10 protein-coding genes are annotated in these 12,262 nt (G+C 35.3%); 1 reads left to right on the top strand and 9 read right to left on the bottom strand.

What is annotated here, in order from left to right; all coding sequences use genetic code 11:
* Positions 1–14: 14 nt before the first annotated feature.
* The 9 genes from EZ428_RS03995 to EZ428_RS03955 all read right to left on the bottom strand — a co-directional run bounded on the left by EZ428_RS03995 (position 15) and on the right by EZ428_RS03955 (position 11,603).
* A complete protein-coding gene (locus EZ428_RS03995; protein WP_131551810.1) occupies positions 15–563 on the bottom strand; it encodes a cysteine hydrolase family protein in 549 nt (182 codons plus the stop codon).
* 109 nt (positions 564–672) lie between these two features.
* Positions 673–1,659: a pyruvate dehydrogenase complex E1 component subunit beta gene (locus EZ428_RS03990; protein ID WP_131551809.1), complete on the bottom strand. Its 987-nt coding sequence runs from the start codon at positions 1,657–1,659 to the stop codon at positions 673–675.
* 129 nt (positions 1,660–1,788) lie between these two features.
* Positions 1,789–2,148 (bottom strand): bleomycin resistance protein, encoded by a 360-nt coding sequence (locus EZ428_RS03985; RefSeq protein WP_131551808.1) that lies wholly within the window; start codon positions 2,146–2,148, stop codon positions 1,789–1,791.
* A gap of 41 nt (positions 2,149–2,189) precedes the next feature.
* A complete protein-coding gene (locus EZ428_RS03980; RefSeq protein ID WP_131551807.1) occupies positions 2,190–2,741 on the bottom strand; it encodes a GNAT family N-acetyltransferase in 552 nt (183 codons plus the stop codon).
* 87 nt (positions 2,742–2,828) lie between these two features.
* Positions 2,829–3,800, bottom strand: coding sequence for an integrase core domain-containing protein (locus tag EZ428_RS03975; protein WP_131551806.1), 972 nt, complete (start codon positions 3,798–3,800; stop codon positions 2,829–2,831).
* 80 nt (positions 3,801–3,880) lie between these two features.
* Positions 3,881–6,745 (bottom strand): PD-(D/E)XK nuclease family protein, encoded by a 2,865-nt coding sequence (locus EZ428_RS03970; protein ID WP_131551805.1) that lies wholly within the window; start codon positions 6,743–6,745, stop codon positions 3,881–3,883.
* A 104-nt stretch (positions 6,746–6,849) separates the two neighbouring features.
* Positions 6,850–10,071 carry a UvrD-helicase domain-containing protein gene (locus EZ428_RS03965; protein ID WP_131551804.1) on the bottom strand — a complete coding sequence of 1,074 codons (3,222 nt, stop codon included), beginning with the start codon at positions 10,069–10,071 and terminating at the stop codon, positions 6,850–6,852.
* A 76-nt stretch (positions 10,072–10,147) separates the two neighbouring features.
* Positions 10,148–10,942, bottom strand: coding sequence for a tRNA threonylcarbamoyladenosine dehydratase (locus EZ428_RS03960; RefSeq protein WP_131551803.1), 795 nt, complete (start codon positions 10,940–10,942; stop codon positions 10,148–10,150).
* A gap of 4 nt (positions 10,943–10,946) precedes the next feature.
* Complete coding sequence (locus tag EZ428_RS03955; protein ID WP_131551802.1) at positions 10,947–11,603, bottom strand: TatD family hydrolase; 657 nt, start codon at positions 11,601–11,603, stop codon at positions 10,947–10,949.
* A 109-nt stretch (positions 11,604–11,712) separates the two neighbouring features.
* On the opposite strand from EZ428_RS03955, the gene EZ428_RS03950 reads away from it, so the two are divergent.
* Positions 11,713–12,216 carry a thioredoxin family protein gene (locus EZ428_RS03950; RefSeq protein WP_131551801.1) on the top strand — a complete coding sequence of 168 codons (504 nt, stop codon included), beginning with the start codon at positions 11,713–11,715 and terminating at the stop codon, positions 12,214–12,216.
* Positions 12,217–12,262: the final 46 nt, after the last annotated feature.

Genomic DNA, 12,262 nt, shown 5'->3' with positions numbered 1-12,262 from the left:
TTTGAGCGGGATATTTAAGATTTGACATTTATACCTATCAGTTCATTCGTTTTTATCACTCTAATTTTAAACCTGGTAGCCGTCATATCAGCCCACATCCAATTGTAATGCTTAATGGCAATACTGGCTGATAAAAATGGCCTGTCGGCGGTAGTATGAGCATCCTCAATTATGGTTAAGCTATACTCCTTATTAAGTCCAGACTTTACTGTTGCGTCAACACAGAAATCTGTTGCGCATCCGGTTATAAATAGCTCATTTATATTATACTTTGCAAGAATTGTTTGTAATGATGTATTATAAAACGCATCATTTGCAGGTTTCGAAACCATCAAATCGGCTTTTCCTGTGGTCAATTCAGGTAGTATCCTCCAATCTTCTGTGTTTGGAAGGAAACAATTTTCCGCACTTCCATCATGCTGAATAAAAATAACTTTATCATTATTCTTTCTAAAAAAGCTTGATAAATTATTTATTCTCTCGATGATGCCGAAAGTATCATGTCGTAAAGTATAAGGCTTAAAGCTGCCTATTTGCATATCTATAATTAACAATGCCTTCATAGTTAAGCTAAGATAATATATTACATAAAAAATCCCCTAAGAAATAAACCTTAGGGGATTTGTATAGAAAACCTATAAGGTTTTTGAAACCTTATAGGTTGATTGCAATTTATTTGTTAACGTACATTACTTCTTTAACGGCTTTAACAACTTTTTCTGCGTTTGGTAAACTAGCAGCAATTAAAGTTGGAGCGTATGGAAGTGGAACATCTGCACAAGTAACACGTAAGATTGGTGCATCTAAATGATCGAATGCATTTTTCTGAACGTTAAAAGTAATTTCAGAAGAAATTGAAGCCAATGGCCATGCTTCTTCCACAATTACCAAACGGTTAGTTTTCTTAACAGAGTTGATAACCGTTGCATAATCAATAGGGCGAACAGTTAATAAATCGATAACTTCTGCGTTGATTCCTTCTTTTGCTAATTCTTCGGCAGCTGGATTAACAACACGAGTTAACATTTTACCGAAAGTTACGATGGTTACATCTGTACCTTCTTTAACAACTTGTGCTTTGCCGATTTCTAAAGTGTATTCTCCTTCAGGAACTTCACCTTTATCGCCATACATTACCTCAGACTCCATGAAAATAACTGGATCTGGATCGTTGATAGCTGCTTTCAATAAACCTTTTGCGTTATATGGAGTTGATGGAATTACAACTTTTAATCCTGGACAGTTCGCATACCAGTTCTCGAAATTTTGAGAGTGCTGCGCACCTAATTGACCAGCGTTACCTGTTGGGCCACGGAAAACGATTGGGCAAGAGAATTGACCACCGCTCATTGATAAAATTTTCGCAGCTCCGTTGATAATTTGATCAATCGCAACCAATGAAAAATTGAAAGTCATGAATTCTACAATTGGAATTAGACCGTTCATTGCTGCACCAGCGCTAATACCTGCAAAACCAAGCTCGGCAATTGGCGTGTCGATAACGCGTTTGTCGCCAAACTCGTCTAACATACCCTGACTAACCTTGTATGCACCATTGTATTGCGCAACTTCTTCGCCCATTAAATAAATGTTCTCGTTTTTACGCATTTCTTCGCTTAATGCTTCGCGTAGTGCTTCTCTAAATTGGATCTCTCTCATTGTTTATTCAAAAATTACCAAGCGCAAATATAACTATTACATCGTAATTTTAAAGTTTGTTTTGATTACGCTCACTAAATATTTTGTGACACAGAATTATGTTCTTTATTAGTCTAAATTCGTATTCTTTTATTCCTCTTCAGGCGAGATATCCTCTCCAAAATGTATGATATTTCCGTTATTATCCAATATAGAAAATTGTCGCATTTCCCAAGGCATATCTTTTAATTGTCCATTGGGATGAATTACACCTTGTGATTCATACTCAGCATATAGTTTAACTACCTCTGTTACATTCATATAACAACCTGTATTTTTAGGAAATTCTGGATTATCGGTTGTCCAGAAATGGATGTTAATTTCATCTCTACTAAAAATTAGGTAGCCATCCCAATCTGAATGAAAGGTAAAACCAAGTTTCTCAGTATAAAACTTAACTGTTTCTGCCGTGTTTAAGGATGCTAGAATTGGTATTGCTGCTTTTAACATAATAGTATCAGGATCTGAGTATCAAGTATCAAGACAATTTACTACCCGTTAATTAGAGAATAAATCTCACTGTCTAAAAACTTGCCTTGAAAATAAAAATCTTCCTTAAAATGGGCTTCCTTAACAAAGCCGTGTTTTATTAAAATTTGTCGGGAAGCATCATTTCCCGGGTCGATATTCGCTTGAATTGAATGCAATTTCATATCATTAAATCCAAAATCAATGGTTTTAATTAAAGCTTCGGATATAATTCCTTTTCTCCAGTAATCTGGATGAAGCATATAGCCTATTTCAGCCCTATAATTTGCCAAATTTGTTCTCCAATAACCTATGGAGCCAATCATTTGATTTGGGTTTTCTTTTAATGCAATTACCCAAGCCAAATGTCGACCTTGTTTACAGCCTTCATTAAAGCTTGAGATAAAGTCTTCTACCTCTGCAACTGTTTTTTGTCTTTCTCTATGGATAAATTTCATCACATCATCGTTATTTCGCAAGGCGAATAAAGTTTCAGCATCAGAAATGGCGTGAGAGCGAAGAATTAACCTTTCGGTTTCTAGGGTTGGGAAGGAAGGGAAATTGAGTTGAAGCATATAAAGTATATAGTAGTTAGTATAAAGTATTTAGACAGTTTCGCGATCCATCTTACCTTTTCCCTGCCTGACCGGCAGTGTATTACTTCACAATTCAGGTAACAAATTTGCGATTTTTTTTAAGGCGTTTAATGGAGTTCCGTATCCCAAGGCGGAGTGTCTTCTTTCATAGTTGTATCTCCACATAAAACCTTCCAGTTCTTCCAAAAGTTCTTCTTTTGTTAGTGTTCTGGTCTGACATAGGATGCATTCCTCATATAATATCCTCCAGAACCGCTCTATCTTTCCGTTTGTCTGGGGGCGGTATGGCTTGGTATAGATATGTTTCACATTGATGATTTTGAGCATTGTTTCGAAAAAATGGGTCTCCCTTGCTTTCTGGGAGGTATATGCCGTAAATTCAACCCCGTTATCGGTCATCACCTGTTCTGGCTCTATCCCATGTGCCTGCATCCACTTATGGCATTTAAAATATGCCTTGGTTACCTTCGCAGCGGTCTGTCGTTCTATCAGTTCAACATGGCACAGCCGTGTATGGTCATCTATCACGCCCAGCAGCATGTATCCCTTTCTGTCCACGGTAAGTGTTTTTGCTATTCGGTAGGTATCCGCATGCAGCATCTCCCCGGGATAACGCTTGACATAGCGCTTGACTGCAACTTTTCGCTTTTCATTCAATGGGTATCCCTTGAGTGTACGGCATATCGTGGATACCGAGGGGTGGGTCTCCAGTTTCCCTTCGATCATATGGAATATCTCGAACTCGTTGGCCTGTAACCTTCGCCTGATGTTTATGATCGTCCTTTCATCGTCCTTGCTCAGTATCTTCATTTGGCCCTGCCTGGGGCCACGCTTCAATGGAAGAAGGCTTTCTTCGGACTTGCCGCTCCTTGACCAGCGCTCATAGTATTTACTTATGTCTTTTCGATGAACCTTGAAAACATCACAGATCTCTTCTACGGTGCTAAAATGTTTACTCCTTTTTTGCTTGACGGCTTCATATTCCTGTACAACCAGAAGCCATTTACTTGTCATCAGTTGTTGCTCTGTCTTTTTCATAAAATAACAGTTTATCTAAGTTAATAACTGTTACCGAAATACTGAAGAATTACACTGCAGGCAGGCATTTTACATCTATTCTATTTTCCAAACAATGTTTTATAAATAGAATACTTGTAATTATCAGGAATTGCACTGGCTACGAAATAAGGAGCTTCAAATAGTTCTGTTAGTTTTTTTCTCAGTTCTGCTAAAAACTCAGGTTTAATTTCTTCTAAAAAATCACCTTTTAAAAGCTGCCTATTTGATTTGAACCATACCCCACCATAAGTTGGATCATTCATTGTTTTAACGATATACAAATTTGGCTCTACACAAGTTTTGCCGGCAAATTGCTCATAGGCATAAGTGTAAAGCAAAGTTTGAATTAAAGCCTTATTGATGTGTTTTCCATCTGAATCAAAAAGTGAAGGAATATCTTTAAAAGTCAATTTATCACTTCCAGTTTTGTAATCGATGATTTTGGTAACACCATCTTTAACATCGACCCTGTCTATGTAACCAAAAATCTTAATACTAGCTTCTTTTCCGTTAAGCGGGAAAGCAATTTCGGCTTCTACTTTTTGTTCTAAACTAACGATATTAAAAGGTGTTTGTTTTTCATCTTGGTCAAGAATAATAGTTGCATAAGCATCAACAATTGCCAAAACCACCTTTTGCATTCCTTTGTACTCGTGTACCTTATCAGGATTTTTAAACATCACAAAATTGAATGCTTTTTGGATAAATCCAGGGACTAACTTTCTTCGCTCATTTATCCGCTCTGCAGTAATTTCTGCAACCCTTAAATCTTGATAGAAATATTCCATCACCTTGTGCAAAACTGAACCGATTTCGTTAGCCTCTACAACGGCACTTACTTCTTTTGGTTCTTTAATTCCTGCAATGTAATTGAAGAAAAAATCTATCGGATTGGATATGTATTGCGTTAAAGCAGACGGAGAGATGGCTTTCTTTTTATCTAAGTAAACCTGTAAAGCCTTCTGAATAAACTCATTCCCTACTTTTTCAATTTTAACCTCCTTAAAGGGTTCTGTTTTTATATCGAGATTAAGCTCATTGTATTTAAAGTCGAAACCACTCTCAAATTCCAGTTGCTTTAGAATTCTGCTAGCTTCACCAGATGTGGATTCATCAGTTAAACTATTATAGACAAAATTGATATCTTTTGCTCGCTGTAATAGACGATAGACCATATAAGATGAAATTGCATCTAGGTTTTCTAATACTGGCAAACCATAAACACGGCGAATACTATCTGGAATAAAGCTATTTCCAATAGATGATTTAGGGATAATCCCTTCATTAAAGCCTAAAATAACAACCTTATCAAAATTTAAATTTCTGGTTTCTAATAATCCCATTACTTGGATACCATTCAATGGATCACCAGCTAAGGGAACAGCAATTGCTTGCAAAGATTTTTGAACCAGATAGATTACAAAAGAGATTTCTTCGTTGCCTATATGCTTTCCAAAAGTATCGTGTAATCTGTTAAGCTCTTGAATGGTTTTGACAAACAATTCTGCATCTATTTTTTTTAGCGTTTTAGCATTTGATAATCGTGTTAAAACGTAATCGAGAACGCCTAATAAATAAGTAACAACATTTTCTGGTTTATCAATTTTTTTATAGAAAACTTCAAACAACCCGCTTTGCTTTAGCAAACGTTGATGTTCTATTTCTACAATGTTTTCATTTAGTAAAGCCGTCTGGATTTTATCCTTCATCTTTTGGCTTAAACCAGACAATGGATGAGTGATAAAAGCTTCCACATTTTTATATGAAACGACATTGTTTTGCAAAACTTCCAACTGACTATTCAGCCACAAATCTGCCAAACCAAATATGCTCGAAGTAGCTAATGCAAAACCCATTGTTACGTTTAAATCAATGTCGTTTCCATTGTAATTTGTTGGGATAGTTTGTAAAGTTGGAATGAGCAAACTTTCATCAGCCAAAACTACTACAGTAGAGCCAAGTTCTTCTGTTTTCTCATAATCATCAATCAAAATATGGTTCAAAATTTTTGCTTGCGCAGATTGACCTTGTACTTTGAAGACATTAACCGAATGTTCAGCAGTTTTCATCAAACTTACCTGGTTCTCAAACACATTTTTTAAACCCAACTGGTTGATGTTCTTCCTTAAAAACAAACCTGCTTCTTGCAATGGGTCAGCTAGGTAATATTCATCTGCATCAAAGTAAAACAAGGATTTTTCTGCCTCTTGTAACTGGGTAAATATTTTAGCTTCAGCACTGCTTAAAGCATTAAAGCCAACGAAAACGATTTTACCTTTTTCAAAGGTCTTTAAAAATTCTTGTTCATTAATATTTCCTTCTGCCAACAGGCGATAAGCTTGACCATTGGTAATATAATCCTGCGCTTTTAAAGTCTCGTGAAATTTGTGATAAAGCTTTGGCATTCTGCGCCACATCTTTATAAAAAGTTCCTGTTGTTTTTTATGCTTTCCTTCAGAATAGGATGTCCAAAATTGAGCTAAAAATTCATATTGCTCAGGACTTAAATAATCGAAATCTTTATTGATGATAGAAATGTCTTCTAAATCTTGGTACAGCTTTTCTGCATCAACCAAATCACTATCTATCTGGCTAAAATCACTTAAAATAATTTTGGCCAATGGAAAAAATTTATGGCTAGAAATGGTTTCTAGCTTTTCCTCTACCAATAATTGATTATAGATTTTATGTAAGGTGAAAAACTGCAGGTAAAAATCGGCAATCTTGTATTTTGTTGCACTTGCAAAAAACTCTTGAATGGTAAAAAAAGAAGGGCTAAAAAACGGCTTTTGAATTATATCAGCCAAATGCTTCTGCAAATAAGCAGATGGTCTTTTGTTATTAAAGATAATGGCACAATGCTGTAATTGCGAACCAAACTTCGCTATCAAATCTTCAGCAACTTCTTGTAAAAATGGTTTCATATTAGATTTGAGTATTGAGATATGAGATGTGAGACAGAATGCTTATCGAATGAGAAGCAATCCTAAAGCGTATGTTATTAAATTTTGTAAAATTTTCCATTTCTCTATACCAATTTTAACTTTCCACTAACCGCATAAAACAAATAGGTTTTCACATTCTCAAATCCCATAGCCAACAACAGATTTTTATAATTATCAATCTGCTCTATGTGTTTATCACTCTCTTCTAAGGTGAATTTATAATCTAAAATAATTACTTCATCATCGGTAATTAAAACTCTATCTGGCCGATGCAATTTACCCTTAGCATCGATAATATTTTTCTCAGTTATACTTTCCGTCGCTTTGCTTAAGATTGCTTTCAAGTCTGCATTATTTAACACCTCTAATACCGATGATTTCAAATCTAATTGTTCTTCATCTTGTACAATTCCTTGTAACACCAAACCGCTTATGTACGTCTCCACTTCTTTTTCAGTACTTGCGTTTGCCAAAATATCGTGAAGAAGGGAACCTTTTCTGCCAGATTTCTCAATGTTCACTAAATGCCTTAAATGTTTTTCTTCTGATGGAACATACAATTCAGATAAGCGTGTTGTAGTAGGATAAGTAGCTAACCTGATAAAATTAGAATTTTCAACCTTGTTTTCAATCTTCACATAATCCTCAATCGCATACAAGTTATTCTCATCGAATTGAGCATCAAAAGTTAGATTAATCACATCGCCCATTGTAGATAATTTTGGTTCTTTTTTAGCCATCGTGGCGATGTATAAATAATCCTTCGACCTTGTCGTTGCCACATAAAGCATATTCAATGCATCCATATTATTGTATAACAACTCTTCGTAATATGCTTTTGAAATTGATGAATTTGACAAGTCTTCAGTGTATTTTAAAGGAATGCCACGCAACTCTTTGTAAACTGTATCTTCTGATGAAACCCAAAAAGTGGAATTTGTTTTTCCTTTAATTTCCCAATTACAAAATGGCACAAAAACAGCCCTAAAAGCTAAACCTTTAGATTTATGGATAGTGATGATTTGTATCGCATCAACTCCTTCAGGCGATGGCAAAGATTTTTTCACGCCATCCTCATCCCACCAGGTTAAAAACGCAATGATTCCTTTCTCTCCCATCCGACTAGCATTAGCGGTTAAATCTCTAAATGCCAATAAATATGGAAGATGTTCTTGCAGATTTTTTAAGCCATAACTTTCAATTAAAATCTCTAGTAATTCTGGTAAAGGCAATTGCAACCAACTTTGCCAATTTTCGCACAAAGTAGTTGGGAGAACACTAGACAAACTGCTTAAAGAAACACCATTTAAGTTTAAATAATGATTTGCATTTGCTTCTTTTCCTTGCAATGAATGATACAACGCAATACAATTTGCTTTGTACAATGCAGTTTGTGCATCAATACCTATCAGCACTTTTAAAGTATTGATGATTAATTGTATTGCCGAATTATTAGAAATTAACAAAGCATCGCCAGATAAAACTGGTAAATTTTGTTCCATTAATTGCTGAACAGTTAACATTGCCTCGCTGTTAGAACGAACCAAAATAGCGATGTCTTTTAACGAGTAATTCTGCTCGTTTTTAAGATGGTTTATTTCATTTATTACATCAGCCAAAGCCAAATCTCTAAAAACAGTTTCTGTAAATCTTGCTTCATTTGGCGCATCATCCTTGCCAAATTTCTTGATTTTTATCGTTCCACCCTTTAAAGTATTTGGCGCATAATTTTGTGTTGAAGCTCCGTAGATATCTGTAATAATTTGCTGGTAGTTTTGGCCTTGCCACCAGGCTGAGATACTTTCTGGTTTGCCTAATAAATTTTCATTTAACTCATTCTGTAAAGTCAATGGAATTTGACGATAAAGAAAATTGTTAAACGTAATGATATTCTCGGTACTGCGATAATTTTCAGCCAAACTATCCTCTAAAACATTATGCGCACCAACATCGGTCTTAGCATGTTTGTGTAAGATATTCCAATCGCCATTACGCCAACGATAAATAGATTGTTTAGTATCGCCCACAATTAAATGGTCAATTACATCTGGATTTGGCGTAGCAATGGCATTAGTTAAAAGCGATTTGAAACTTCCCCACTGACTTGTTGAAGTATCTTGAAATTCATCAAATAAAAAATTACGGTATCGGTTGCCAACTTTCTCCCAAATAAAGGAAGGATTGTCTCCAGCATCTTCGGTAATTCCATAGATTAATTTTTGCGCATCGCTAATTAATAAGTTATCATTTTCTGCTCTATATTGTTTCAGCAATACTGCAATTTCTTGCATCAACCTTAAATAATACAGATTTTTATTGAAAGCGATTGCTAAACTGTAATTTGGCAAATGCGCTAAGTAGTGAGCCTTTATCTTCTGTAGAATAGGATTTATGGTATCATAAACTTCTGGCAGACTTACATTTTTTTGGAACCATTCTTCAGGCTCATCAATGTATTTAAATAATGTCTCGAGATGAGAAAAATCACCTCTGGCAACTAAGATTATTTTCTTTAATCCGTTTCTAGATTTTCCTTTTAGGTCATCATTTTCAACACCTAAAACATCCATTGCTTCGTTAGCTTCAGTTGCTAGGGCAATTATCTCTTCTTCAAAATTTTTAATCTCAGCTTTGGTAACGCTAATGTATTTTTTGAATAATTCGTCGATGTTTTCCAGTCCTAAATCTTCAACAGCGGTTTCAAAAATCTGAAAGCGTTCTGAAAAAATCTCACCTATTAAATTGTAGAGTTCAATTTTGTAGTTCCAACTTTTATTATCACCAATTCGCTCGATAGCCAAATCTATAATCCATTGTAAAAGTTGTTTGTTATGGTCTAAAGCTTCATCTAATTTGTTAACCAAATCATCTTTCACTTTATCATAATTCATCTCTAAATTATAATCGGCATTTAAGCCCAACTCAAAAGCAAAACCACGAATTACCTTTTGCACAAAACCATCAATGGTACTTACCGAAAAACGACTGTAATCGTGAAGAATTTTACGATAAATCTTCTCTGCTTTAAATTGTAATTCTTGAGTACTAAGATTTGGATAAGCTGTCAGAACCAGCTTTCTGTAATCTTCAATTTTCCTAGCAGGATCTCCTTTTGCCAAGCCAACCAAAACTTCTAAAATTCTGGTTTTCATTTCTTCGGTTGCCTTGTTGGTAAAGGTTACCGCTAATATTTCGCGGTATTTATTTTCGCCACTAAAGAGCAAAGTAAGATAATGTGCCGTTAAACTGAATGTTTTACCAGAACCCGCAGAAGCTTGAAGTATTTTGAGTGGTTTGTTAGCCATATGTAATTCCCTACGGATTAAACTTACAAAATTTAAACCCGTTCAGAAATCTAGATTTTCAACAATTCATTGAGAACTATTTTTTCTTGGCTTTCCTTTTTTGCAAAGTTTTATGGCTTATTCTTGCTGGACGTTGGGCCATTTCTATAGGATAACCTAGTAAATCTCTAATAACAACCGATGCACAAGTCCCGCCAAATGCAGCTGGCAAATAGGAAACTGTCCCATAGGCGGATTTTTTGAAGTTGCTGCCATCAGTCATAATCAATGAATCTTTTCTTATTTCTTCAGTTGAGAATACGGCCTTAATCTTATCTGCATTTATTGTTTTATTTAATCTTTTGCGAACATAACTTGCCAATACACACTGGTAAGTATCAGGCAGCATTGTAATCTTAATACTTGTCGGGTCAAGTTTACCACCTGCACCCATAGAGCTTACTATTGGGATATTTTTTTCTAGTGCCGAAGAAAGTAAGGTAAGTTTTGGCTTTACGCTATCAATACAATCCATCACGTAATCGAACTTATTTTCTAAAAGTTCTTGGCATTTCTCTGGTGTTAAAAATGAATTAATAACATTCAATTTTAAGTCTGGATTAATCGCTAATAACCGCTCTTTCATAATCTCAGCTTTACTTACTCCATGATTGGTTGCCAATGCCGGCAGCTGCCTATTTCTATTTGTTGGGTCAACTACATCACCATCTACAATAGTCATTTCTCCTATGCCAGACCTGCAAATAAATTCAGCTGCAAAAGAGCCCACACCTCCTAAGCCTACAACTAAAACGTGTTTGTTTTGCAGTTTTTCTATTCCATTATCTCCTAACAGCAAAGCCGAGCGAGAAAGCCAAGTAACATTAGACATCTTTTTATATTAGGTTTATTTTTTTGCAGTTGGCAAAAATAATCGCTTTAAGCTCATCAACCGAACATTTTTTTATTTCCGCAACTGCATGATAAATTTCTTGAATTGTTATTTCAGAATCATCGGTTTCTAAGTAGAAGTCATCCAGTTCTTCAACCAGCTTTGCTGCGCCAGAATTTTCTTTTAAAACTGCAGCACCAAAAGAAAGAGAAAAACCTTTAGCTACCAATTGTTCCCCGAGTTCTTCATTTTTATTAAAACCATGGATAATCATTGGAACTTTAACTTTTAGCTTTTCTTTAACCTCTATTAATTCCGAAAAAGACTTCACACAGTGCAAAATTAATGGCTTTTTCAATTCTTCCGCTAATAGAATCTGTCGCTCTAAAATTGCTAACTGATTCTCCAATTTTTCACCTCTCAGCTTATCGAGCCCACATTCTCCTATTAACTTAACATTAGTTTGTTTTGCCAAAAACACTAGGTACTTCATTTGCACTTCGAGCTTATCAATTGTTGCATACCAAGGGTGAAGACCTATAGAAATTGGTTTCTTCTTCGGCATTGCCAAAAAAATATCATCTGTTAGGGTAAGGCTTTGGATGCTGGTAACACCAGATTGTGTTGCGGTTTTGTGAGTATGTATATCTAAAAAATCCATCACTATGCAAAGATAAGCTTTTGTAATTTGTACTTACTCTGTAAAGAAATACTGATTAATATACAAATGGTATAGTCTTTATTATCTTTACGTTATCAATTATATAGCTATGAAAAAAACACTTATAATCTTCGCACTAGCACTATTATCAACAACGGGTTTCGCACAAACAGCGCCAACAAAACCAGTTGTAAACATCTATAATCCAAAAGCAAATGCCCAAGCAGATATAGATGCTGCAGTTGCTAAAGCGAAGAAGGAAAAGAAACATGTATTTATTCAAGTTGGAGGTAACTGGTGTATTTGGTGTATCCGTTTTCATGATTTAGTGGATGCCACGCCAGCTTTAAAAGAGCTTTTAAATAAAAATTACGAAACAGTTTTATTAAATTGGAGTCCTGAGAATAAAAATGAAGCTGTACTTAAAAAATTAAGTTACCCTGGCCGTTTTGGCTTCCCTGTATTTTTAATTTTAGATGGGGATGGAAAATTAATTCACACACAAAACTCTGCCTACTTAGAAGAAGGAAGTGGTCACAGTGTGAAAAAGATTACTGAGTTTTTGAAAAACTGGAACTATGCGGCACTGCAACCAGAGAACAATAAATATTAGTGTTGAGTTGGGGGTTGAAAGTTAATAAAGGCGGAAAGCTATCGCT

The sequence above is a fragment of the Pedobacter frigiditerrae genome (genome assembly GCF_004331645.1).
Taxonomy (GTDB): Bacteria; Bacteroidota; Bacteroidia; order Sphingobacteriales; family Sphingobacteriaceae; genus Pedobacter; species Pedobacter frigiditerrae.
The sequence above is the reverse complement of the archived record's forward strand: the minus strand, read 5'-3'. Positions and strand labels throughout refer to the sequence as shown.